The organism is Streptomyces ureilyticus (genome assembly GCF_011045025.1).
Lineage (GTDB): Bacteria > Actinomycetota > Actinomycetes > Streptomycetales > Streptomycetaceae > Streptomyces > Streptomyces ureilyticus.
Map to the genome: position 1 here is coordinate 1 of NZ_JAAKZX010000152.1, position 23,714 is coordinate 23,714.

Here is a 23,714-nt window from a genome sequence, read left to right on the forward strand (position 1 = left end):
CTCTCAAGCCCCACCCCACTCCCCAGGAGAACCACCATGGCCGCACGCACCGGCAAGGAATTCCTCGAGCGCCTCTCCCAGTCCCGCCCCACCGTGCACATCCAGGGCGAGACGCTGACCGGAGGAATCCAGGAACACCCCGCTTTCCGCAACGTGGTGCAGACCTACGCCGAGCTGTACGACCTCCAGCACAGCGACGAACACAAGGACGTCCTCACGTACGCATCCCCCACCTCCGGTGAGCCGGTCGGCACGTCCTTCCTCACTCCGCGCACACCCGACGATCTCGTCAAGCGCCGCAAGGCGTTCAAGGTGTGGGCCGACCACAGCAACGGCATGCTGGGCCGCACCGGCGACTACATGAACAGCTCCCTGATGGCGCTCGCCTCGGCCGCCGACTGGTTCGCCCAGGCCAACCCCGCCTTCGGCGAGAACATCCGCCGCTACTACGAGAAGGCCCGCGAAGAGGACCTGCTGTGCACGCACACGCTGATCCCGCCGCAGGTCAACCGGGCCGTGGCCGGCACCCAGCAGGCGGGCGGCAAGCTCGCGGCACGCATCGTGAAGGAGGACGACAACGGCGTGGTGATCCGCGGGGCGCGCATGCTCGCCACCATCGCCCCCTTCGCCGACGAGATGCTCGTCTTCCCCTCGACCGTGCTCCGCGGCACACCCGAGGACAAGCCGTACTCGTACGCCTTCGCCATCCCCAACGACACCCCCGGCCTGCGCTACATCGCCCGCGAGCCCCTCGACTACGACCGCCCGCGCCACGACCACCCCCTCGCCTCCCGCTTCGAGGAATCGGACTGTGTGGTCGTCTTCGACGACGTGCACGTGCCCTTCGAGCGCTGCTTCGCCCTCGGTGACGCCGAGCTGTGCAACGGCTTCTACTCGCAGACGTCCTCCGTGGTGCACATGACCCACCAGGTCGTCACCCGCACCACCGCCAAAACCGAGTACATCCTCGGACTGGTGACACTGCTCACGGAGGCCATCGGCATCGAGCAGTTCCAGCACGTCCAGGAGGACATCGCCGAGATCATCACCACGCTGGAGACGCTGCGCGCCTTCCTGCGCGCGGCGGAAGCCGACGCCGAGATCAACGAGTACGGGGTGCTGACCCCGGCCTGGGCCCCCCTCAACGCCGCCCGCAACCTCTACCCCAAGCTCTACCAGCGCTTCCCGCAGATCCTGCGAAAGCTCGGCGCCTCCGGCCTGATGGCCACCCCGACCGAACTCGACATCACCGGCCCGGCGGCCGCCGACATCGAGGCCTACCTCCAGTCGGCCACCCTCACCGGCGCCGAGCGCGTGAAGCTTTTCCGACTCGTCTGGGACACCTGCATCTCCGCCTTCTCCAGCCGCCAGGCCCTGTACGAGTACTACTTCTTCGGCGACCCCGTCCGCATGGCCGGCGCGTACGTGAAGTCGTACGACCGCGAGCCGTACAAGGCGAAGGTCCAGAACTTCCTGGATCAGCGCAGCCTGGAGCGCTCCTGATGACGCACCCCCTGGGGAACCCCCCGTCGAAGATCATCGCTGTCCATCTCAACTACCCCAGCCGGGCCAAGGAGCGCGGCCGGATCCCGGCCCAGCCCTCCTACTTCCTCAAGCCCCCCTCGTCGCTGGCAGGCACCCAGGAGGCCATCGTCCGCCCGGAGGGGTGTGAACTTCTCGGGTTCGAAGGTGAGATTGCCCTGGTCGTCGGCAGCCGGGCCCAGCGGGTGCGGCCGGAGGACGGCTGGTCCCACGTGCGGTGGGTGACCGCCGCGAACGACGCCGGGGTCTACGACCTGCGGTATGCCGACCGCGGCTCCAACCTCCGCTCCAAGGGCGCCGACGGATTCACGCCGATCGGGCCGCGGCTGCTGGACGCCCGCCAACTCGACCCGGCCGCACTCCAGTTGCGTACCTGGGTCAACGGCGAACTCGTGCAGGACGACACCACCGACACGCTCCTCTTCCCCTTCGGACAGCTCGTCGCCGATCTGTCGAGACTGGTCACCCTGGAGCCCGGGGACGTCATCCTGACGGGCACTCCGGCCGGCGCGTCCGTCGTCTCCCCCGGCGACACGGTGGAGGTCGAGGTCACCGGCAGCGGACAGTCCACCGGGCGGCTGCGCAACCCCATCGCCTCCGGGCCCGCCCTGGAGACGTACGGAGCGATGCCGAGGACGGACGCGGCCGAACGCGAGGCCGCCCACGGAGCCGCGTTCACACCCGAGCCTCCCCCAGCTACCGCTGGGAGGTGCCCCCAGCTCGACGAACGCATCGAGGACGGACTGCGTTCGGTCGCGGTCGCCACACTCAGCGCGCAGTTGCGGGGGCGCGGACTGCCGCACATGTCCATCGACGGGGTACGTCCCACACGGCCGGACACGAAGCTGGTCGGCGTCGCCCACACGCTGCGCTACCTGCCGCTGCGCGAAGACCTGTTCAAGCGGTACGGCAACGGCATGAACGCCCAGAAGCGGGCCATCGAGCAGCTGCGACCCGGCCATGTGCTGGTCATGGACGCCCGCCGGGACACCTCCGCCGGCACCCTCGGCGACATCCTCGCCCTGCGCGCCCAACAGCGCGGCGCGGCCGGGGTGGTCACCGACGGAGGCCTGCGCGACAGCGTCGCCGTCACCGAACTGGGGCTGCCCGTCTACCACGGCGGAGCCCACCCCTCCGTCCTCGGCCGCCGCCATGTGCCATGGGACACGGGAGTGCCGATCGCCTGCGGCGGAGCCCTCGTGCAGCCCGGCGACCTGCTGGTGGGAGACGCGGACGGCGTGGTCGTCGTACCGCCCGAGCTGGCCGAGGACCTGATCACCGACTGCCGGGAGCAGGAACAGCGGGAGCGCTTCATCACCGAGCAGGTGCGCGCCGGACACGACATCGACGGCCTGTATCCCCTCGGTCCCGACTGGCACGAGATGTACGAGCGATGGCGCAAGCAGCACAGCACGCAAGGAGAACCCACATGAAATTCCGCAGCGACCCGTCCGCCATCCGCGGCTCCATCGCTCCCGCCATCACCCCCTTCACCTCGGACGGAGCCGTCGACCACGACAGCCTGCGCGCGCTGATCCGCTTCCAGCTGGAGTCCGGTTCGCACGGCATCTCGCTGGGCGGCTCCACCGGCGAGCCCAGCTCGCAGAGCGTCAGCGAGCGGATCGCGGGGATGCGGACGGCGGTCGAGGAGATCGGCGACCGGGTGCCGTTCCTGCCCGGGACCGGATCCCACAAGCTCGACGAAACCCTCGAACTCACCGCCGCCGCAGCGGAGTTGGGCGCAGATGCCGCGCTGGTCATCACGCCGTACTACGCGCGCCCCACGCAGGAGGGGCTGTACCAGTGGTACGCGACCGTCGCACGGGAGTTCCCGGACCTGCCGATCGTCGCCTACAACGTGCCCTCGCGCACGGCCGTCGACATCGCGCCCGAGACGGTGAAGCGGCTGTTCACCGACTTCGAGAACTTCGTGGGCGTCAAGGAGACCACCAAGGACTTCGAGCACTTCTCGCGCGTTCTGCATGCCTGCGGGCGCTCACTAGTGGTGTGGTCGGGCATCGAGCTGCTGTGTCTGCCGCTGCTCGCGCTCGGCGGTGCCGGGTTCGTCTCAGCCGTCGCCAATCTCGCGCCCGGCGCCGTGGCTCGGATGTACGAGCTGTGGGAGGCGGGCGATTTCGGCGGTGCCCGCGATCTCCACTACCGCCTGCACCCGCTCGTCGACCTCTTGTTCGTCGAGACGAACCCGGCGCCGGCGAAGTGGGTGCTGCACCAGCAGGGACGTATCGCGTCGTCCCATGTCCGCCCACCGCTCGCCTCCCCCACCGACGCGGGCCTGTCGAAGATCCGCGCGCTGCTCCGCGAGGGCGGAGACCTCACCCAGCAGATCGGAGACGCGCAGTGAGCACCACCCCTGAGCACCTTCCCACCGTGATCCGGCACTGGATCGGCGGTGCCCTCGTCGATGCCGCGGACGGACGCACCTTCGACGTCGCCGACCCGGTCTCCAACACGGCCTACGCACAGGCCGCGCGTGGCTCCGCAGCCGACGTGGACCGGGCGGTGACGGCTGCCCGGCTCGTGTTCCCGGAGTGGGCCGGGCTGTCCAACCGGGCACGCGCGGGCGTCCTGTACCGGATCGCCGACGCCGTCGAGGCCCGTCATGACCGGCTCGCCGCCTTCGAGTCGTACGACTCCGGGCTGCCGATCACGCAGGCCCGCGGCCAGGCGCGGCGCGCCGCCGAGAACTTCCGCTACTTCGCGGACGTCATCGTGGCGCTCGGCGAGGAGGCGTTCCGGCAGGGCGACGACCAGTTCAGCTATGTGGTGCGCACACCGGTGGGGGTCGCCGGGCTGATCACTCCCTGGAACACCCCGTTCATGCTGGAGAGTTGGAAGCTGGCACCCGCGCTGGCGTCCGGCTGCACCCTGATCCTCAAGCCGGCCGAGTGGACCCCGCTGTCCGCGTCACTGTGGCCGGAGATCTTCGAAGAGGCAGGCGTGCCCGCCGGAGTGGTGAACATCGTCCACGGCATCGGCGAGGAGGCCGGCCAGGCACTCGTCGACCACCCGGACGTGCCGCTGATCTCCTTCACCGGCTCCTCCGACACGGGCCGGCACATCATCAGGTCCTCCGCCGAGCACCTGAAGACGGTGTCGATGGAGCTGGGCGGCAAGTCCCCGGTCGTCGTCTTCGCCGACGCCGACCTGGAAGCCGCCCTGGACTCGGTCGTGTTCGGCGTGTTCTCCCTCAACGGGGAGCGCTGCACGGCCGGTTCACGCGTCCTCGTGGAGCGCCCGCTGTACGAGGAGTTCACCCGGCGACTGGTGGAGCGGGCCGCCAACGTACGCGTCGGGCCCCCCTCCGACCCGGCCACCGAGGTCGGCGCGCTGGTCCACCCCGAGCACTACGAACGCGTCCTGAACTACGTGGAGATCGGCCGGAAGGAGGCCCGACTGGTCGCCGGTGGCAGCCGTCCCGACCACCTCGCCGACGGCAACTACCTCCAGCCCACCGTCTTCGCCGACGTCGAACGCGACGCCCGTATCTTTCAGGAGGAGATCTTCGGCCCGGTCGTGGCGGTCGCTCCCTTCGACGACGAGACCGAGGCCGTGGAACTCGCGAACGCCACGCAGTTCGGTCTGGCCGCCTACGTCTGGACCTCGGACCTCAAGCGCGGCCACCGCATCGCGCACGCCGTCGAATCCGGCATGGTCTGGATCAACTCCCACAACGTCCGTGACCTGCGCACTCCGTTCGGCGGGGTCAAGGCCTCCGGCGTCGGCCGCGAGGGCGGCGCCCACAGCATCGACTTCTACACCGAATCGAAGATCGTCCACGTCGCCCTCACCGAGGTGCACACCCCCCGCTTCGGAGCCGCATCATGACCGCCTCGAACGCCCCCGACGTCGTCCGGTCCGCCTACGCCCAGCTCGCCGTCACCGACCTCGGTGCCGCCCGCTGGTTCTGGGTCGACATGCTCGGCTTCTACGTGCAGTACGAGGACGCCGAGTCGCTGTACCTGCGCGGCACGGACGAACTCACCCACCACTCTCTCGTGCTGCGCAAGGGCGACCTGGCGGCCCTCGACCACATCTCCTATCGCGTCCGCACCCCCGAGGACGTCGACAAGGCGGAGAAGTTCTTCGCCGGACTCGGCTGCCCGGTCAAGCGGTTGAAGAAGGGCGAGGGAACGCACGGTATCGGCGACGCGGTCCGCGTCATCGACCCGCTCGGCTTCCCCGTGGAGTTCTTCCACGAGATCGCCCGCGCCGAGCGCCTCATCCAGCGCTACGACATCCGCCACGGCGCCGAGATCGCCCGCCTGGACCACTTCAACATCTGCACCCCCGACATCCCGGCCGCCTACGCCCACTACCAGTCCCTCGGCTTCGGCTGCTCGGAAACGATCGAGGGTGACGAGCACGAGCTGTACGCGGCCTGGATGTACCGCAAGCAGACCGTCCACGACGTCGCCTTCACGGGGGGTGCCGGGCCGCGCCTGCACCACCTCGGGGTGGCCACCCACGAGTCCCACCAGGTACTGCGCGCGGCCGACATCTTCGGCTCACTGCACAAAGAGCACCACATCGAACGAGGCCCCGGCCGGCACGGCGTCTCCAACGCCTTCTACCTCTACCTGAGGGACCCCGACGGCCACCGCGTGGAGATCTACACCTCGGACTACTACACCGGTGACCCGGACCACGAGACATACCGCTGGAACGTGGGCGACGACCGCCGCCGCGACTTCTGGGGCAACGCCGTCATCGAGTCCTGGTACAAGGAGGCCGCTCCCGTCCTCGACCTGGACGGACGCCCGCAGCCGGTGACCGACACCGTCCTCGACGAGTCCGCGGTCCAGGTGGGTGCCGACGGCCTCGGCTGATGCTCCGGGCGGTGAGGGGGACCCGGAGGTGCTTCGCGCCCTTACGGGACCCCCTTACCGCGCCCTCGACAGACTCGGGATCTTCTCATACACCCCATTCATCACACTTTGTAAAAACCGGATACGACAGTTAGTATCCGGCGGCACGCCTACCTTGCTGGCTTGCCGAAGGGCCCGCAGAGGAGACCCATGCCCTCGATGACGACTCCGTCGGACGACACCTCCGCAGGACGCTTCGAGTTCTGGCGGGAAGTGGTCGGCCAGAGTTTTGTGCCGCTGGAGGCGCTGCCGCGCGAGGTTCCCGACTTCCGTGCCTCCCTGCACACCGCCCAGCTCGGCGCGGTGCAGGTGTCTGTGGTGGCCGCGGACCCGCACGGCGTCGCCCACACCCGTAGGCACATCGCCTCCGACCCGGCCGACTTCGTCAAGGTGAGCCTTCAGCTGGCCGGGCAGTGCATGCTGACCCAGGCGGACCGCCAGGCCCTGCTCAAGCCGGGTGAGCTGGCCATCTACGACACCCGGTACCCGTACACACTCGACTTCGACCAGCCGTACCGCACACTCGTGCTGATGTTCCCGCGGGTCATGCTCCGGCTGCCCGAGCGCGACCTGACCCGCATAATCGCCACCACCGTGTCGTGCAGCGACGGACTGGGGCCCGTGGTGCACCCGTTCCTGTGCGGACTGGCCGGGCAGGTGCGACAACTGGACGCTCTCGGCACGCAGCGGCTCGCGGACAGCGTGGTCGACCTGGTCGGCGCGACACTGTCGGAGCGATGCGCCGCGCATGTGACGCTGGAGGACGACGGGCGGGAGCTGCTGGCCCAGCGGATCCTCACGTACATGGAGCAGCGGCTCTCCGACCCGGGGCTCGGCCCCGACCGGATCGCGGCCGCCCACCACATCTCGCGGCGCTTCCTCTACAAGCTGCTGGCCGAGCGGGGATACACGGTCTCGGGCTGGCTCCGGGAGCGTCGCCTCGCCGAGTGCCTGCGCGACCTCGCGGACCCCGCGCTCGCCCATATGCCCGTCGCCACCGTCGGAAGCCGCTGGGGCTTTCCCGACCCCGCCCACTTCAGCCACGCATTCAAGAGCGCCTACGGCATGAGCCCGTCGGAGGCACGCGGGGCCGGGCGCACGGCGCTGGGCGCCTAGCGAGCGCTCAGCGGCGGTCACGCGGTTTCGCCGACCTTTCGCTGACCTTTCGCTGCTGTCGCAGTACGTCCCGAACGGCGGATCTGCCGATCGTGCCCGCCCCAGCAAGGGCCGGTGCACCATCACGCAAGCCGGAGTGGGCCGCCGTGGTGCACCCTCCGTGCGTGAGAGAGAGCCGCACACTCCTCACGGGCCCGCCTCGCGGGCGCCAGTGAGCGGCTTACGCAGGAACATCCACAGACACAAGAACGGGCTGACGTCCCGACCTCCCCCAGGGCCGAAGAGCATCACTGCGCTGATCGACGGCGCCGTGCTGTCTCTCCCCATGGCACTCCCCCTTCCTGCCTCTCCGGCTCCCGCTCATCCGACGAATGAGGCATCCATGCTGAGAAAGCGATCCGCCACACCCCCTCCGCTCGGTGGCGCCAACCCCGACGCCCGCCGCTACGAGAACAAGCTGCTCGTCATCCTTTTCCTGGGCTTTGGCCTCGTCTTCTTCGACCGGCAGGCACTTTTCTTCCTCGTCCCCTTCATCAGTAAGGACATCCCCCTCTCGAACACCGCCCTGGGCACGCTCGCCGGAGCCCTCGCGCTGACCTGGGCCCTGTCCGGAATGATTTCCGGACGCCTGTCCGACCGGCTCGGCCGTCGTAAGCCCGTGATCATCATCGCGGTGGTGCTCTTCTCCAGCCTCTCGGCGTCGAGCGGGCTGGTCACCGGATTCGCCGCGCTGTTGGCAGCCAGGGCGCTGATGGGGCTGGCGGAAGGTGCCGTACTGCCGGCGTCGCAGTCCCTGATGGTGGAGGCATCCCAGGAGCACCGGCGCGGGCTGAACATGGGCCTGCTGCAGGGGTCCTCGGCCGGGCTGCTGGGCGGCATCCTCTGCCCGCTCGCGGTGGTGTGGATCGCCACGCAGTACAGCTGGCGACTGGCGTTCGTCATCACCATCGTCCCCGGCCTGCTGCTCGCCCTGTGGATCTGGCGGTCGGTACGGGAGGAGCCGCCGGGTGGCCGTGTGATGACGCAGCCCGTGGCGGAGTCCGTGGATGCCGCGGCCAAGCCGAGCATCGGCAGCATCCTCCGGCAGCGCAACATCATCCTCTGCGTGCTGATCGCCTGCGCGTACATGACCTGGTTCTTCGTCATCATCACGTTCGCGCCCGTCTACATGACCTCGGTCAAGGGCTTCTCACCCGCGACGATGAGCGGCGTCGTGACCTGCCTCGGGGTGGCGTGGGTCGTGTGGGGCTTCGTCACACCGGGGATCTCGGACCGGTTCGGCCGCAAGAACACACTGATCGTCTTCACGGTGATGGCCGCGCTCTGCCCCCTGGCCGTGGTGTATGTGAGCAGCCCTGTGGTGCTCGGCGCAGTGGTCGTGCTCACGTACACGGGTCTCGGCTGCTTCACCCTGTTCATGGCGACCATCCCCGCGGAGACCGTCCCCCGTGGCGCGCTGGCGACCGCCCTGGGCCTGGTCATGGGCATCGGGGAGCTCGCCGGCGGTTTCCTCGCTCCGGTGATCGCCGGGTGGGCCTCCGACAACTGGGGGCTTGAGACGGCCATGTACATCTCGGCGGCGGGTGCCGGGCTGGTCGTCCTGCTCGCGCTCGGGCTGCAGGAGACGGCTCCCGCCGTCCTGCGCAGGAAGGACGCGGCGGCGGTCCGCGACGGCGCTGCGGAGCGCACCACGAGCGCACCCGCCGTGTCCTGACCCGCCCCCCTTTCTGCGACTCCTGCGACGGGGCAGGACCACCTCGGTGGTCCTGGCCCGTCGCGTGCTGCCTCGGACCAGCCGTTCGCCCACGCGGTCCGGCCCGGTCACCCACCGCAGCCGCCAGGTCGCCCATAGGCCAGCAGGGGCAATGTGCGCCCGGCCACAGGGCCGGTCCGCCCGCCCGTGCACAGCCGTTCGTGCCCGCCTCCGCAACAGCCCGTGCACGACGGCACAAGCGGGCGGCCCGTCTGTCTGTGACCCTCCCGTCATGCGAGCAACACACACCGTTTACGACCACATAGTGGTGGGCGCCGGCTCCGCCGGCTGTGCCCTCACCCGCAGACTCGTGGACGCCGGCCGGAGCGTCCTGCTGATCGAGGTGGGCGACCGGGACGACAACCCGGCCATCCACGACCCGGGGCGCCTGTGGGAGCTGTGGAACTCCCCGCAGGACCATGCCTACACCACCGAACCCCAGCGGCACGCCTCGGGAACCCAGGTGTTCTGGCCGCGCGGCAAGGTCCTCGGCGGCTCCAGCGCCCTGAACGGCATGATCTATGTCCGCGGCCACCGGGCCGACTACGACAGCTGGGCCTACCAGGGGGCTGCGGGCTGGTCGTACGACGAGGTGCTGCCGTACTTCAAGCGCTCGGAGGACTTCGAGGACGGCGCGTCGTACTACCACGGGGCCGGCGGTCCGCTGCCCGTCAGCCGGAACCACTCTCCCAACCCGGTGACCACCGCCTTCGTGGAGGCCTGCCAGGACTACGGGATCGCGTACAACGACGACTGCAACGGCCAGGACCAGCTCGGCGTGAACCTGTTGCACCGCAACATCCGCGACGGCAAGCGCGTCAGCGCGTGGACCGCCTTCGTGGAGCCGGTGCTCGACAGTGCGCTGCTGACAGTGATGACCGGCGCGGCGGTCACGTGCGTCCTGGTGGACGGTGGCCGGGCGCGGGGCGTCGAGCTGCTGTGTGAAGGCCGTACGACGGAGATCCGCTGCGAAGGGGACGTGATCCTGTCCGGCGGCACCATCGGATCGGCCCAGCTGCTCCTGCTCAGTGGTATCGGGCCGGCGGACGAGCTGCGGACACTCGGGATCGGGGCGACCGCGGATCTGCCGGGAGTGGGCGCGAACCTGCACGACCACACCCTCGCTCCGGTGGTGTGGGAGTCGGCACGGCCGGTGCCGCAGGGTACGGCCAACAAACTGGAGGCCCACTACTTCGCCAAGTCCGACCCGGCGCTGGCCGTGCCGGACCTGCAGCCGCTGATGTCTCACGTACCAGTGCCGGTGCCCGATGTGAACGTGCCGGAAGAGGGCCACGGCTTCTCGGTCCTCGCCGGGACGGTCCGTCCGCTCAGCCGGGGCCGCCTGTGGCTGCGCTCGGCCGACCCCACCCAGGCTCCTGCCCTGGACCCTGGCTACTTCTCCGAGCCCTCGGACCTCGCGGCCATGGTGCGGGCCGTGCAGCAGGTGCGGGAGATCGGCGAGGAGAAGTCGCTGGGCGACTGGCGGGCCCGCGAGGTCGCACCGGGACCGTACGTGCGTACGGACACGGAGGTCGCCGCGTACATCAAGCGGACTCTCCTCAGCTATCACCACCAGGTGGGCACCTGCCGTATGGGCATCGACCGTATGGCGGTCGTCGATCCGCAGCTGCGCGTACACGGCGTGGCCGGGCTGCGCGTCGCGGACGCCTCCGTCATGCCCTCCGTCACCTCCGGCAACACCCACGCACCTGCCGTCATGATCGGCGAGCGCTGCGCCGACTTCATCCTGGGAGCACAGCTGTGACCAATACCCTTCTCATCGGTGGCGAGTGGCAAGCCGCGGCCTCCGGAGCGGAGTTCGAGACCCTGGACCCGGCGACGGGACAGCCCCACGCCCAGGTGTCCCTGGCGGGGACCGCGGACGCCGACGCGGCCGTACGGGCCGCCCGCGCAGCCTTCGAGAGCCCGGAGTGGGCGGGGCTCGTCCCGGCCCAGCGTGCCCGGATCCTGTGGCGCATCGGCGACCTCATCGAAGAACACGCCGAGGAACTGGCCGAGTTGGAGACGCGCGACCAAGGCCAGCCGCTCGGCGTCTCCATGGCGGTCAGCGTCGCCACCGCTGCCGAGCACTTCCGCCACTACGCCGGCTGGGTCACCAAGATCTACGGCGAGACGGCGCCACTCTCCATCCCCGGCGTGCTGCAGTACACCAAGCGCGAGCCGGTGGGAGTGTGCGCGCTGATCACCCCGTGGAACTTCCCTCTCATGATCGCGAGTTGGAAGATCGCACCGGCCCTCGCCTGCGGGAACACCGTGATCGTCAAACCCGCGGAACAGACCCCGATGACCACGGTGCGGCTCGTCGAGTTGTGCCGGGCGGCCGGTGTGCCGGACGGCGCCATCAACCTGCTGACCGGTGGTCCCGAGGCGGGCCGGGCCCTCGTCGAGCACCCCGGCGTGGACAAGGTCTCCTTCACCGGTTCGACCGAGACTGGCAGGGACATCGTCCGGGCGTCGGCGGGCAACCTCAAGCGTGTCTCGCTCGAACTCGGCGGGAAGGCACCGAGCCTCGTACTGCCCGGCGCCGACCTGGACGCGGCCGTGGCGGGCTGTCTTCAGGGCGCGCTCCTCAACAGCGGCCAGGTGTGCGCCGCCTACACCCGGTTCCTCGTCCACCGCTCCCTCGCCGACGAGTTCGCCGAGCGCTGCGCCAAGGCCGTCAGCGGGATGCGACTCGGCGCGGGCAGCGCGCCCGACACCGAGCTCGGCCCCCTGGTCACCGGCGAACACCGTGCCCACGTCCACACACTGGTGCGCAGCGGGGTCCAGGAAGGTGCCCAGCTGCTCGCCGGCGGGGCCCCCGTCGACGACCTGCCGGGCTTCTTCTACCAGCCGACCGTGTTCACGGGTGTACGGGACGACATGCGCATCGCCCGCGAGGAGATCTTCGGCCCGGTACTGTCCGTCCTGCCGTACGACGACGAGGACGAGGCCGTCGCCCGCGCCAACGACACCGAGTACGGCCTGGCGGCGGCCGTATGGACCCGCGACGTGGGCGCGGCGCACCGCGTGGCGGGCTCCATTCGGGCGGGCACGGTGTTCATCAACATGCCCAACCCCGTGGACGCCTCCGCGCCCTGGGGCGGGTTCAAGGCCAGCGGCTGGGGCCGGGAGATGGGCAGCGGAGCCATCGACGCGTACACGGAGGTCAAGAGCGTGTGGACCTCGCTCGCCTGAGGTGCCCGCCCGTCGCGGACAGACAGCCTCCGCGGGTTCGGACCGCACGATCCTGAAAATGATGCGCGGCCCGTCCGCCCGTCCGCCCGTCCGCCCGGACGAGGATCTCGTCGTCGCCCGGCTCCACGATCAAACCTGCGCGGCCGTCCGGGGACCCTGAAGAACCATGCAGCCGACGCCTGGTTTTCGTACAGCGACCGCGTGGCGGTCGGTAGAGCTCAATGAGGAGTGTCGTGGCCACAGAACCGATTCCCGACATCGCCACCGTGGGGGGCGTCGTGCGCGGCCGCCACGAGGACGGTCTCGCGGTCTTCCGGGGCATCCCCTTCGCCGAACCCCCGGTGGGGAGCCTGCGTTTCGCCGCGCCCCGGCCGGTGCGGCGATGGGAGGGCACGCGCGAGTCGTTCGTGTTCGGTCCCCCGCCACCGCAGGAGCCGTTGAGCCCTGCCGTACCCGCTCCCACGCCCGGAGGAGAGGACTGGCTCACCGTCAATGTCTGGACACCGGATCCGGACCCGGCGACGAAGCGCCCGGTGATGGTGTGGATCTACGGCGGGGCCTACAAGTTCGGCTCCGTCGACGACCCCGCCTACGATGCCGGCCGGCTGGCCCGTGACGGGAATCTCGTCGTGGTGACCTTCAACCACCGAGTCGGCATCGAGGGGTTCGCCCGCATCGAGGGGGCGCCGGCGAATCGCGGACTGCTCGACCAGGTCGCGGCCCTGACGTGGGTGCGGGAGAACATCACCGCCTTCGGCGGCGACCCCGGCCAGGTCACCGTGTTCGGCGAATCAGCCGGCGCCGGGTCCGTCGCCGCGCTGCTGGCGATGCCGAGCGCGCGAGGCCTGTTCCGGCGGGCCATCGCACAGAGCGTGCCCGGCACCTTCTTCTCCGACGAGCTGGCCACCGACATCGCCACCGCCCTGGCGGGCGAGCTCGGGCTGCGGCCCACGGTGAGCGACCTCTCGGCGGTGGATCCGCACAAACTCCCAGGGGCGGGGGCTGCCCTCGGCGCCCGGATGAGTCAGTACGCGGACCGCTGGGGACCGATCGCACACACGTCGACGGCCTACTCCCCCGCGGTCGACGGAGAGGTCCTGCCGACCGCACCGTGGCAGGCGCTCGCCGACGGCGCCGCACGCGAGGTGGAGCTGATCATCGGGCACAACCGGGACGAGTACCGGCTGTTCATGGCACTGGGCGGGCTCCTCGGTCAGGTCGGCGAGGAACTGGCGGCCGCAGCGCTGCATACGTTCGGGCCGGGCGCGGACCCCGGTCACGCCTACCGCACTGCCTTCCCCGATGCTCCGGCGGAGCGCCTCTTCGAGCTCGTCCAGTCCGACTGGCTCTTCCGCATGCCCTCACTGCACCTCGCGGAAGCCCAGGTGGCGGGAGGCGGCCGGGCCCACCTCTACGAACTCACCTGGGCCGCACCGGCGAACGGCGGTGCCCTGGGCGCCTGCCATGCGCTGGACATCCCGCTCGTGTTCGGTACGTTCGGCGGCCTCGGCGGAGAACTGATCGGCCCCGCGCACCTCGACGAGGCCGATGCCCTTTCCAGTCTGGTCCGCGCCGCCTGGACCTCCTTCGCGACCACCGGCGATCCGGGCTGGCCCGCCTACGACACCGAGCACCGCCCGACGCGCATCCTCGACACTGAGCCGATGACCACCACCTACCCGGAGGAAGCCTCGCGCCGCCTCTGGCAGGACCACGTGTTCAACGCGCTTCCACTGATCACCTCATAACCCTGACTGACTCCTCCGTGCCGTTGGGCGAGGGTGGCGGCGACCGTGAATGGCAGGGAACCCGCGTGTGTCCAGATCCAGGTGGCCGTCACGCGTGCACGCCGCCGACTCGACCTAGGGGGATTGTCCTGGATCGACACGCACCCCGCGGCTTCAAGTCCCATCGCCGTCGCGGAACTCAACCCAGTGCACCGCCTCCAGCAACCATCCCGCACGCCGACCACGATTTTGTAGCGTCTGATTTCTTGAGAGGCCACCGTCCCGAGGTCCACCGAACTGGCCGAGGCTGTGGCGACCCACCTGTACAAGCGCATGGTTTACAAGGACGGAAGCGAGGTCGCCCGGCTCATGGCGGAGTTGCTGAACCTGACGGGGGAGATCGGGACATTGGCCGTGGGCACGCACGCGGACCTGCTGGTGGTGGACGGAGATCCGTTGGCGGACCTCGGGGTTCTGGCGGAGCCGAAGCACTTCCGCCACATCATCCAGGGCGGTGCGGTGGTTTCCGGAACCTGACGCCGGATGCACCCCCGACGGGTGTGCACCTGTCGGGCAATCCACGTGCGGGCTCCCTGACTTTGCCCCCGAAGGCACCAGTTCCCGACGCCACTTCTCCCGGTGCCCGGCCCCATCGGGCACTGGCAGCCACGTCGGCGTTCAGTGTTGCTGTCCCACTCCTTGGGCAGGAACAGCCGCCACTGCAGTGGACAGGACGCGGTGTCGGTGGCCGCGTGCACGCTGACCGCGACCTGGGAGTTGGCCTGCTTATCCAGGGCCCCGCAGTGCTAGTGCGCGATGGCGACCGAGATCTTTCCGTCCTTGGGGAACGACACGTCGTCGATGGCCCAGGCGTCCGGGCCGATTCTCGGCACCATCCGCGCCGCGATCCGCCGCCGCTCCGGCAGCGGATCTCAGGTCGACTGGTTCACGAACTGCTGCAGGTTCTGCTCGTTGCCATCCGGCAGCCGCGCGGCCATGGCCTGGATGGACTTGCGCCGCCCGTCCAGCATCAGTCCCTGCAGATAGCAGTCGCTCTTGGCCCGCTGGTCCTTGCGCGGCACCGCCGCGAACACGTCAGCCACGAATAACGCCAACGTCGCCCGAGCACGGTTCACTTCATGTGCGTCCACACATCCACCATGCCGCTGAACACCACCGACAGAAAGACCTAACGGAGTCCTACTAAGGGCTGTCCCGCAAATGATCTCTGAGCGCCGGACGGCTGGAATCTACTGCGGCGGGCGTGTGCCTTGAGGTCCGTGCGCATGGGCGCGGTGCAGTCTGTCGACATGGCTGAGAATGAAGCGCAGCTCCGCCCTCCTGAGTCACTGCTGCAGTTGATCGACAATCTCGCGCGGTTCCATCGCGAGCATGAGGAGTACTATTCGCAGGCGCCGTTGCGGCAGGCCAGTGAGCTGCAGGCGCGTTCTCGGGTGCTGAAGGCGCTGGCTGACCGGTGGAGCGTGGTCGGCGTGGGTGAGCAGGCGTCGGCGGTCGGGTTCGCCGGTACGGAGGACCTGAATGCCCCCGGACTCGTCGCGGAGTCGGGAGTCCTCTTCATGGAGGGCGAGGGCGAGCCGGCCGAACTGCAGCGGTTGAAGCGTGAGGTCCGACAGGCGGCGGATGACGCCGAGCAGTCGGGTGCCTGGCTGGCCGAGGCGATGGGGCAGGCGTGGGAGATCGCGGGGAGCTTGGCCGCCTACTCCGCGCTGGCCGACCTGCTCGGAGAGCGGCACCGGATCATCGCCAATGACTGGCAGTCGGCTGCACTGCAGTCCCTGATCGCACGGCTGTTGCGGCGCGTCCTTGACCTGCTTGCCAAGGTCGACTTCGCACCGGCGGCACTGCGGGCCGACCTGGGAGGCGAGCGGAAGGCCCCCGCCTACCTGTACTCGGCTTCCGAACTGCTGGACCGGGCGGCGGACCTGATGGCGGAGTCGGCAATGCTGGTGCATGACAACGAGCGGCGCTGGCGTATCTTCCGTGCTCGAGTTCGCGAGTTGCAGTCCGCGTAGGCAGGGCCGCAAGATGGATCCTGCCGCGCGAGATGATCTCCGTATGGCAGGAGCGATCACGGCGTCCGAGCCGTCCTGGATAGCCCCGTTCGCCGGGCTCAGCCCGCGTCAGTTCGGGAGGCTGGTCACTGCATTGCGGAGAGAGGGCGTGGACCCAGTGCGCAGGGGCCGACCTTGGAGCCTGCCGCTGGAGGACCGGGTGCTGCTGGTCACCGCGTACACACGATGCGCAACTCGCCCCAGCCTCCCGAGGAGAGCGTGCTGGGGGCCGGCCTGTGGCCGCGGATCCTGTTCATGGGGGCCTTCGTCGCCACCGTGACCCTCGTGGTCGGCGTCTGGGCCCGGGAGACCGGGCGCCCCTGGCAATCCATGATCTTCCTGGTGCCCGGGCGACCCAGCTCGGCGTGACCCTCGGCTCCCGGGCTCGCCCGGGCAGCCTGGCCAACCCATTCCTGCTGGTCGCCGTGAGGGTGGCGCTGAGCCTTCAGGCCGCCGGTGTCTATCTGCCACCCCTGCGGGACCTGTTGGGTACGGAACCGCTTCGGCCCACCGATCTGGCCATCGCCGCTGTGCTGTCCGGCCTCGGGCATGTCGTCATGCGTCTCCAGGCGCGGCTGAGACCGGAACGCCTACCGAAGGCGGGTCCACCGGCAGCCCAGGGACGTTGAGTGACGTGCGCGCCTGTTCCCGGCATGCGCACGGGGGGGCGAGGAATCCACACTGGTCTGGAGGAGCGTCGGCCTGGGTGGGCCAGGCCCCGTCGGCCCGCGTGGACGAGCACAAGATTCGCCGACTGCCGGTCATCGACGATCAGCGCCTTGTCGGCATGATCAGCGAAGCGGACCTCGCCCGTCACCTGCCGGAGGACCAGGTGGGCCATTTCGTCGAGGTCGTCTGCGCGGCCCCCCTGACCGACCCATCGGTCGTCGTCCTGCGGCCCTTGAGACCGGACGTGTCATGCCGTCATGCCGAGTCGGTCGCGGCCGATGCCGCTCCTACGGATCTTCGTCGAGGCACTGGTTCAGGAGGTCATGATGGGACGTCTCACCGAGCGGGTGGCGATCGTCACCGGTGGAGCCAGGGGGATCGGCGCCGCTGTGGCACGTCTGTTCGCGGCCGAGGGCGCGGCCGTGGTGGTCGCCGACGTCCTCGATGCCGAGGGGGAGAAGCTGGCGGCGGAACTCGGCGGCCCGGCCCGCTACGCGCACCTGGACGTCAGCACCGAGGACGGCTGGCAGACGGTGGTGGCAGAGACGGAGCAGGAGCTGGGCCCTGTCTCGGTGCTGGTCAACAACGCCGGCATCCTTGCGTGGGGAACCATCGAGGAACAGACCCTCGAATCCTTCCGGCGGGTCATCGACGTCAACCTCCAAGGCGCCTGGCTGGGTACGCGTACGGCGGCACCGTCTCTTCGCCGGGCCGGCGGAGGCGTGATCGTGAACATCTCCTCCATCGCCGGCATCACCGGCTATGCCGGCATCGGATCGTATGTGGCCAGCAAGTGGGGACTGCGCGGGCTGACCAAGGCCGCGGCCCTGGAATTGGCCCCGGACGGGATCCGCGTCTGTTCGGTCCACCCCGGTGCGGTGCGCACCGCGATGACGGCCGACTTCGACGACTCGTTCACAGCCGGACAGCCCCTCCCACGATTCGGGGAGCCCGACGAGGTCGCCCGTATGGTGCTCTTCATCGTCGCCGACGCCACCTTCTCGACCGGCGTGGAGTTCGTCCTGGACGGTGGTGTCACCGCCGGCCCACCGACCGTCCTCACTCCCGCACGCTGACATCTCATTCACCGACGTGGTGGCGCAGGACTACTTCGACAATGGCCCGCAGGCACTAGGGGGCTTTGCATCGCCGCCTCGCCCGCGACTACGAGACCCTGTCCGCCGGCTCCGAGGCCATGATCCACATCTCCTCGATCGGCTTGGGTCGAAGACCTCTCCCCGTTCCAGCACACGCCCCTGCTCCCGGCGGACGACCTGACCATCGCCCCGCTGGCTCTCCTGGCGGTGATGGCCGTTGCCCTGACAGCGGTCGGGCTGCTCGGGTTCCGCCGCCGGGATCTGGGTGGCGGCGCCTTGACCACCCCGTTCATGACGGTCAGCGGCACCGTGTCCTCGATCACCGCCCGGCCGTCCTCCGGCGACTCCCAGTACGCCGTGAGCAGACCGGCGCCCGAGCGTGTCGCCTTGTAGGGGATCGTCACGTCGAACGTGCCGCGGGTTCCGGTTCCCGAGGTCGCTGTGACGTACGGGTTGGCCACGGTGCGCCCGGCGGCGTCGGTGATCTTCAGCCGGAGGGTCGCCTCGAACGTGTTGGCGGTGCCCCACACCCTGACCGGGGTGCGGATGGTGTCGCCGATCATCGGCGACTCGACGAGGACGAGCGGCGACAGGTCCTCGAAGTCGGCCCGTCCCACCGGCTCGTCGAGGACGATGCCCTCGCCGCCGAAGGCCGTCACCGGCTTGCCGTCGAGTTCGAACTGCACCTTCTGGATGGAGGGGAAGCGTGTCGCGGTGAACACGACCTGGGCGAGCCGGGCCTGCATGGACAGGCTCCCGCCGCCGTCGTCGTACCGCCCGGACAGGTCCACCGTCGCGATGTGGCGGCCGACCACGACCGAGTTGAGCTTCGTGCCCGACGGGATGGCCGTGGTGCGGCCGTGGCTCCGTTCGTAGCGGTTGGGGCCGGCCAGCAGGGCGCGCAGGGCGCCTGCCGCGGTGGTGGGCGTGGCCACGGTGCGCGGCGCCGGCGAGACCTTCTCCCCGTGCAGGAAGTACACCCCTGTGCGCACCTGGCGGGGACCGCCACCGGAGGTCGTCGGCGCAGAGGGCGTGCTGGGCGTTCCCGCAGTGCCGGAACCGGGGGAACTGCTCTGCCCTGGAGTGGTGTTGCCGTTTCCGGCAGTGCTGCCGGTGGTGGCCCCGGTGCTCGGTGTGCTCGACGGGCCGGTGCCGGAAGACTCGCCCGAGCCGCCGGTCTTGCTTCCGCATGCGGTCACTGCGGACGACGCCAGCAGGGCCGCCGCGGCAAGAACCATCGCGCGACGCAGCCGGTGGGACGGACGCCTGGTGGAGATCTCTGTGCTCATGTCAGCCTCCTCCAACGATCCCAGGCAACACCCTCTGGAGCAGGTGCCCCAAGTGCCGTACGGCCCCAGGGTGATGGGCCGTACGGCACCGATCCCGGGCCACTCGGCCATAGGTGACGCGGAATCAGGTATGGGCTCCGAGCCGCTGCCACAGGCGCGGGGACGCTTGACCCCCGCGTGCACCGACCGGAGGTGGGACACTCACCGGTCGCTGCGCGGTCGGACACGTCACCTTCGGAGGCTGTCTGGAAGAGGGCACGAAGGGGTGGCTCGCACGGATGCTTCTCCGCAACGGTAAGGGCGGGGAATTCCAGGACTTCACGGCGATCGAGGAGTGGGCGGCGCGCGTCGCGACCGAGCTCGTGGGCACGGCGGGGAAGAAGGACTGACGGAGCGAGGCGACGGGCGGGATACCCGTCGCCTCGCGGTGTTCGCCCGTGTTCGCCGTGCAGCAGGTTCGCCACCTCACGGCGCCAGCGAGAAGTAGTTCTCCTCCTCCTGCGTGAAGTGCAGGCGCAGGACGCTGTAGAGCCCGTACAGGCAGGCCCGCAGGTCGTCGAGGTTCTCCGGGCGCAGGCGTCCTTCGGCGTCGGTGAGGGTGAGGTGGGTGGCGATGCGTCCGGCGAGGCGGTCGATCTCGGCGTGGGCCCTGCTCATCGTGGCTGTGGTCTCGGGCCCGCCGAGGGAGTCGGCGAGCGCGGGATAGAGCTGGTATTCCTCTGCGTGCTCGTGCGGCAGTAGCCGGTCGGTCAGCAGTCGGTGCACGTGCTCGACGGCCGCCCTCGCCTGTTCCTCCGACGCGCCGGAGAGCCGGTCGGCGGCTGTCCGAACGGCTTCCACCACCTCGCGGAGGTCGTCGTGCTCGGCCGCGAACCGGTGGACGAGGTCCTCCGCGGTGGGCGTGAGCACCGGCCGGGTAGTGCGGTCGGTAAGCAGGGCGCGCAGGGCGTTGAGGATGACGGCCACGTCGATGCCTTCCTGGAGCAGGGCTCCGGCCGCCGGAGGCAGCAGCCCGAACGCCGCCGCCACCATCGCGGCGAGGGACATCACCATGCCGCCCAGCGCGCTCTGGACGGCGATGTGCCGGGATCGTACGGCGATGCCCATCGCGTCGGCCAGGCGGTCCACGCGGTCCGTGGTGAGCACGATGTCGGCGGCCTCCGAGGAGGCGGTCGAGCCGCGGGCGCCCATGGCGACGCCGATGTCGGCGGCGGCGAGCGCCGGTGCGTCGTTTACGCCGTCGCCGATCATGACGGTGACGGCGTGGGCGCGTTCGGCACGCACCGCCGCGACCTTGTCGGCGGGGCTCTGCCCGGTTTCCACGGCGTCGAGGCCGAGGACCGAGGCGACCTCGCGGGCGGGTTCGGCGCGGTCCCCGGTGACCATCAGGAGGCGCCGGATGCCGGCCGAGCGCAGGCGCCGCAGTGTCCTGGGGGCGTCCGGGCGCAGCGGGGCGCGCAGCAGGACAGCTCCGGTGACCGTGCCGTCGGCGGTCACCCACACGACGGACGCGCCGTCCAGGACCGCCCGGTTGTCGACCGCGCGGACCCACGAGGGGCTGTCCGGTCCGACCCGTATCCGGCCGACCGAGAGCCGGTGGCACTCCACGGTTCCCGTGGCGCCTCGTCCCGGCTGCTCGCACACGTCCGTCGGCAGGGACAGCTCCAGACCGCGCCGGTGGGCTTCGTCGACGAGGGCCTGAGCCAGGACGTGCGGGGAGAGCTGATCGAGGGAGGCGGCCTGCCGCAGTACCTCCGCCGTCTCGTGGCCCGGAGCGGCGGTCACGTCGACGACGCGCGGGCGGCCCGTCGTGAGCGTGCCCGTCTTGTCCAGGACGAGGGTGCGTGCCCGGCCCAATGTCTCCAGGGCGCCGCCGTCCCGGATCACCACGCCGAGGCGGGCCGCCCGTGAGAGCCCGGAGACGATCGCCACCGGAGCGGCGAGCAGCAGTGGGCAGGGCGTGGCGACCACCAGGACGGCGACGGCCGACGTGGCCGACCCGCCGACCAGCCAGGCGAGCCCCGCCACGACCAGCGACAGGGGTACGAACCAGGCGGCGTACCGGTCAGCGAGACGCACCACAGGGGCGGTCTCGGCACCGGCCTGCCGGGCGAGCCGGACGATCTCCGCGTACGCGCTGTCCTCCTCGGTGGCCGTGGCCCGCAACTCGAAGGCGCCGCCCGCGTTGACGGCACCACTGCGAACCAGCTCGCCACGAACGTGTTCGACGGGGAGCGACTCCCCGGTGAGCACCGATTCGTCCAGGAGAGCCGTATCCATGCCGACCCGGCCGTTCACCGGGACCACCTCACCCGGCCCGACCACCAGCAGGTCGTCCACGGAGATCTCGGCCAGGGGTACTGTGCGCACCTCGGACCCGGTGCGTCGGCGGGCCGACCGCGGCGCGTGCCGCAGGAGTGCGCTCAGGTCGCGCGAGGCCCGGCGCTGTGCGGCCGCCTCCAGTGCCCGGCCGGTGGCCAGCATCAGGGCGATCAGGGATCCGGCCAGGTACTCCCGTACAGCGAGAGTGCCGACCAGAGCCAGCACGGCGATCACGTCGACGCCCGCGTGCCCGCGGTGCAGGGCGCGCAGAATCCAGACCACCGCCGGCACCACGGCCGCCACCGTCCCCGCGGCCCAGCACAGGTCCGCCACACCAGGGGCATCCGCCAGCCAGGCCACTGAACCGGCGGCGAGTGCCACTGCGGTCACCAGGAACAGCAGGAAGTCCGTCCTGCTCCGCACGAGACGCGCACTCATCCTGCCTCCTGGCCTCACCCGAAGCCGGTCCGCCCCACGGCCGCGGTGTCGACGAAGGGCCGTAGGCCCAGCATGCACGCACGCACGGTGCACAGCACTGGGGCCGCACAGACCAGAGCGGGGGACGGTCGGCCCCTGTCCGGGGGTCCTGCGGGGCACGGACGCTGGAGGCAGTTGGTACACGAAGGGCGGAACACCATGTCCGTGTCGTACGAGAGTCCCAGTCACGCGGCCCTCCACCTCGCCCGCGCCGCCGCCTTGGCGCCCTCTTTGCACAACACCCAGCCCTGGCTGTTCGTCGCCGATGACGAGGACTTCGGATTCGAGGTCCACACCGACGCCGGGCGGCGGCTGCCTCTGACCGATTCGGGCGGCCGGGAAATGCTGATCAGTTGCGGGGCCGCGCTGTTCAACACCCGGGTCGCGGTACGGCATCTCGGCTTCCGGCCCGCCGTGTCCCTGCTTCCCGAACCCGGGAACCCGGCCTTCCTGGCCCGCGTCGGCTGGGGAGCGTACCTTCCGGCCACGCGCGAGGTGATGCTGATGGAAAACGCCATGGCGCACCGGCACACGCACCGCGGGCAGTTCGAGGCCGAGCCCGTGCCGCCGTCGCTGATCGACGAGCTGAGCGACCACGCCATGGCCGAGGGCGCCCGGCTGCACATCGTCGACCATCCGGAGCAGCTGAGGCTGCTCGCGGAGACGGTGCGGGTGGCGGAGGCCGTGCACCGTGCCGATGCCGGTCATGTAGCGGAGGTGACCGGTTTCTCGGGGCCCGCCCGGCGGTCGTGGCTGGAACGGGTGCCGGCCGAGGCGCGCCGCCGCGACCCGGTCCGCGCGCTCCTCGCCGGACGCGACTATACGGGCCTCGCAGGAGGGTGTGACTCCCGTCCTCGGCGCTGGAGTCCGAGGACAGGCACCGTCGCCGTACTGACGACTGCGCACGACACCCGGCTGGACTGGATGCGGGCCGGCCAGGCGCTCCAGCGGGTGCTGCTGTACGCGGCGGCCCATCGCGTCATGGCGGCTTTTCATACCCAGCCCCTCGAACTGCCCGAGCTGCGCGCGGAGTTGCAGGCGAGGCTCACCGGGGGCCACTTCCCGCAGATGATCCTCCGCCTCGGCCACCCCACGCACACATGGACCACACCGCGTCGCCCGCCCGCAGCAGTGCTCCTCAGGACCCGTTCCGGCAGGGCGGTGACGACCGCGGCCTCGACAGGACGCTGAACGGGGATCGCGGGATGCGGGAAACGGGTCCGGAGGTCCCCTGGGGGAGCCTGGTCGGCCCATCCCGTCTCCGTGGCCGGGCTGAGAGATTCGAAGCGGAAGGCGTTCAGGCCGACTGCGCCACGGTGAGAGGGGTGCCGAACGATGGCGCGGACACGTCGCGGGAAGGCGACGAAGGTACGGCTGTGGCGTTGGCGGCGCAATCCTCCCCCCACTCTCGGATTCGCACGAGCGGGAGGAACCCCCATGAGTTTCCTGAGTCAACCTCTATGCCGCCAAGGGGGTGTCGGCGGTCGTGTTGATCTTTCCGTTGGCCTGGTGGATCTCGGGGTCGTAGCAGGCTCCGTCGCGCCAGCAGGCCCAGATCACCCG

17 protein-coding genes and 5 pseudogenes are annotated in these 23,714 nt (G+C 70.2%); 19 read left to right on the forward strand and 3 right to left on the reverse strand.

Translation table 11 applies throughout. From position 1 onward, the window contains the following. Positions 1-36: 36 nt before the first annotated feature. From hpaB to G6048_RS34155, 11 genes are all read left to right on the forward strand, one after another. Positions 37-1,503, forward strand: coding sequence for a 4-hydroxyphenylacetate 3-monooxygenase, oxygenase component (gene hpaB, locus G6048_RS34105; RefSeq protein WP_165343470.1), 1,467 nt, complete (start codon positions 37-39; stop codon positions 1,501-1,503). Beyond that, positions 1,503-2,975, forward strand: coding sequence for a fumarylacetoacetate hydrolase family protein (locus tag G6048_RS34110; protein WP_165343471.1), 1,473 nt, complete (start codon positions 1,503-1,505; stop codon positions 2,973-2,975). The genes hpaB and G6048_RS34110 overlap by 1 nt, the downstream gene beginning before the upstream one ends. Continuing rightward, positions 2,972-3,904, forward strand: coding sequence for a 4-hydroxy-tetrahydrodipicolinate synthase (dapA, locus tag G6048_RS34115; RefSeq protein WP_165343472.1), 933 nt, complete (start codon positions 2,972-2,974; stop codon positions 3,902-3,904). Before G6048_RS34110 ends, dapA begins: the two co-directional genes overlap by 4 nt. Further along, positions 3,901-5,388: a 5-carboxymethyl-2-hydroxymuconate semialdehyde dehydrogenase gene (gene hpaE, locus G6048_RS34120; protein WP_165343473.1), complete on the forward strand. Its 1,488-nt coding sequence runs from the start codon at positions 3,901-3,903 to the stop codon at positions 5,386-5,388. The genes dapA and hpaE overlap by 4 nt, the downstream gene beginning before the upstream one ends. After that, complete coding sequence (gene hpaD / locus G6048_RS34125) at positions 5,385-6,389, forward strand: 3,4-dihydroxyphenylacetate 2,3-dioxygenase (protein WP_165343474.1); 1,005 nt, start codon at positions 5,385-5,387, stop codon at positions 6,387-6,389. The genes hpaE and hpaD overlap by 4 nt, the downstream gene beginning before the upstream one ends. Positions 6,390-6,587: 198 nt before the next feature. After that, positions 6,588-7,544 carry an AraC-like ligand-binding domain-containing protein gene (locus G6048_RS34130; RefSeq protein WP_165343475.1) on the forward strand — a complete coding sequence of 319 codons (957 nt, stop codon included), beginning with the start codon at positions 6,588-6,590 and terminating at the stop codon, positions 7,542-7,544. 382 nt (positions 7,545-7,926) lie between these two features. After that, a complete protein-coding gene (locus G6048_RS34135) occupies positions 7,927-9,258 on the forward strand; it encodes an MFS transporter (protein ID WP_165343476.1) in 1,332 nt (443 codons plus the stop codon). Positions 9,259-9,529: 271 nt separating this feature from the next. Beyond that, entirely contained in the window at positions 9,530-11,062 is a 1,533-nt protein-coding gene (locus G6048_RS34140; RefSeq protein ID WP_165343477.1) for a GMC family oxidoreductase, read from the forward strand. Beyond that, positions 11,059-12,495 carry an aldehyde dehydrogenase family protein gene (locus G6048_RS34145; protein ID WP_165343478.1) on the forward strand — a complete coding sequence of 479 codons (1,437 nt, stop codon included), beginning with the start codon at positions 11,059-11,061 and terminating at the stop codon, positions 12,493-12,495. Before G6048_RS34140 ends, G6048_RS34145 begins: the two co-directional genes overlap by 4 nt. Positions 12,496-12,716: 221 nt before the next feature. Continuing rightward, a complete protein-coding gene (locus G6048_RS34150; protein WP_165343479.1) occupies positions 12,717-14,243 on the forward strand; it encodes a carboxylesterase/lipase family protein in 1,527 nt (508 codons plus the stop codon). Between the two features lie 276 nt (positions 14,244-14,519). After that, entirely contained in the window at positions 14,520-14,759 is a 240-nt protein-coding gene (locus G6048_RS34155; RefSeq protein ID WP_328827786.1) for a hypothetical protein, read from the forward strand. A gap of 78 nt (positions 14,760-14,837) precedes the next feature. Here G6048_RS34155 and G6048_RS34160 read toward each other — a convergent pair. Continuing rightward, positions 14,838-15,373 (reverse strand): annotated as a pseudogene (locus G6048_RS34160) (IS701 family transposase); the annotation flags it as partial. Between the two features lie 135 nt (positions 15,374-15,508). Between G6048_RS34160 and G6048_RS34165 the strand changes: the two are divergent. The 6 genes and pseudogenes from G6048_RS34165 to G6048_RS34185 all read left to right on the forward strand — a co-directional run bounded on the left by G6048_RS34165 (position 15,509) and on the right by G6048_RS34185 (position 18,042). Continuing rightward, complete coding sequence (locus G6048_RS34165; RefSeq protein WP_235990668.1) at positions 15,509-16,258, forward strand: hypothetical protein; 750 nt, start codon at positions 15,509-15,511, stop codon at positions 16,256-16,258. A gap of 43 nt (positions 16,259-16,301) precedes the next feature. Then, positions 16,302-16,484: pseudogene (locus G6048_RS34170) on the forward strand (IS5/IS1182 family transposase); the annotation flags it as partial. After that, positions 16,484-16,666: a hypothetical protein gene (locus tag G6048_RS50205; RefSeq protein WP_235990673.1), complete on the forward strand. Its 183-nt coding sequence runs from the start codon at positions 16,484-16,486 to the stop codon at positions 16,664-16,666. The pseudogene G6048_RS34170 and the gene G6048_RS50205, both read left to right, overlap by 1 nt. After that, positions 16,663-16,926: a cation transporting ATPase C-terminal domain-containing protein gene (locus G6048_RS50210; protein ID WP_235990670.1), complete on the forward strand. Its 264-nt coding sequence runs from the start codon at positions 16,663-16,665 to the stop codon at positions 16,924-16,926. The genes G6048_RS50205 and G6048_RS50210 overlap by 4 nt, the downstream gene beginning before the upstream one ends. Before the next feature lie 110 nt (positions 16,927-17,036). Further along, positions 17,037-17,159, forward strand: a pseudogene (locus G6048_RS34180) (CBS domain-containing protein); the annotation flags it as partial. 133 nt (positions 17,160-17,292) lie between these two features. Further along, positions 17,293-18,042: a glucose 1-dehydrogenase gene (locus tag G6048_RS34185; RefSeq protein WP_165337620.1), complete on the forward strand. Its 750-nt coding sequence runs from the start codon at positions 17,293-17,295 to the stop codon at positions 18,040-18,042. 362 nt (positions 18,043-18,404) lie between these two features. Here the strand turns inward: G6048_RS34185 and G6048_RS34195 are convergent. Continuing rightward, a pseudogene (locus G6048_RS34195) lies at positions 18,405-19,463 on the reverse strand (GerMN domain-containing protein); the annotation flags it as partial. 107 nt (positions 19,464-19,570) lie between these two features. On the opposite strand from G6048_RS34195, the pseudogene G6048_RS34200 reads away from it, so the two are divergent. Continuing rightward, positions 19,571-19,741: pseudogene (locus tag G6048_RS34200) on the forward strand (flavodoxin domain-containing protein); the annotation flags it as partial. A 76-nt stretch (positions 19,742-19,817) separates the two neighbouring features. Here G6048_RS34200 and G6048_RS34205 read toward each other — a convergent pair. After that, positions 19,818-22,112, reverse strand: coding sequence for a heavy metal translocating P-type ATPase (locus G6048_RS34205; protein ID WP_165343480.1), 2,295 nt, complete (start codon positions 22,110-22,112; stop codon positions 19,818-19,820). Positions 22,113-22,310: 198 nt separating this feature from the next. Between G6048_RS34205 and G6048_RS34210 the strand changes: the two genes are divergently transcribed. After that, a complete protein-coding gene (locus tag G6048_RS34210) occupies positions 22,311-23,342 on the forward strand; it encodes an Acg family FMN-binding oxidoreductase (protein WP_165343481.1) in 1,032 nt (343 codons plus the stop codon). The last annotated feature ends 372 nt before the right edge of the window (positions 23,343-23,714 follow it).

What these genes read in the sequence shown, in the direction of transcription:
- hpaB (WP_165343470.1), top strand. Translation starts at nt 37, where the DNA reads ATGGCCGCACGCACCGGCAAGGAATTCCTCGAGCGCCTCTCCCAGTCC.
- G6048_RS34110 (WP_165343471.1), top strand. Translation starts at nt 1,503, where the DNA reads ATGACGCACCCCCTGGGGAACCCCCCGTCGAAGATCATCGCTGTCCAT.
- dapA (WP_165343472.1), top strand. Translation starts at nt 2,972, where the DNA reads ATGAAATTCCGCAGCGACCCGTCCGCCATCCGCGGCTCCATCGCTCCC.
- hpaD (WP_165343474.1), top strand. Translation starts at nt 5,385, where the DNA reads ATGACCGCCTCGAACGCCCCCGACGTCGTCCGGTCCGCCTACGCCCAG.
- G6048_RS34130 (WP_165343475.1), top strand. Translation starts at nt 6,588, where the DNA reads ATGACGACTCCGTCGGACGACACCTCCGCAGGACGCTTCGAGTTCTGG.
- G6048_RS34135 (WP_165343476.1), top strand. Translation starts at nt 7,927, where the DNA reads ATGCTGAGAAAGCGATCCGCCACACCCCCTCCGCTCGGTGGCGCCAAC.
- G6048_RS34140 (WP_165343477.1), top strand. Translation starts at nt 9,530, where the DNA reads ATGCGAGCAACACACACCGTTTACGACCACATAGTGGTGGGCGCCGGC.
- G6048_RS34150 (WP_165343479.1), top strand. Translation starts at nt 12,717, where the DNA reads ATGAGGAGTGTCGTGGCCACAGAACCGATTCCCGACATCGCCACCGTG.
- G6048_RS34165 (WP_235990668.1), top strand. Translation starts at nt 15,509, where the DNA reads ATGGGCGCGGTGCAGTCTGTCGACATGGCTGAGAATGAAGCGCAGCTC.
- G6048_RS50205 (WP_235990673.1), top strand. Translation starts at nt 16,484, where the DNA reads ATGCGCAACTCGCCCCAGCCTCCCGAGGAGAGCGTGCTGGGGGCCGGC.
- G6048_RS34185 (WP_165337620.1), top strand. Translation starts at nt 17,293, where the DNA reads ATGGGACGTCTCACCGAGCGGGTGGCGATCGTCACCGGTGGAGCCAGG.
- G6048_RS34205 (WP_165343480.1), bottom strand. Translation starts at nt 22,112, where the DNA reads ATGAGTGCGCGTCTCGTGCGGAGCAGGACGGACTTCCTGCTGTTCCTG.
- G6048_RS34210 (WP_165343481.1), top strand. Translation starts at nt 22,311, where the DNA reads ATGTCCGTGTCGTACGAGAGTCCCAGTCACGCGGCCCTCCACCTCGCC.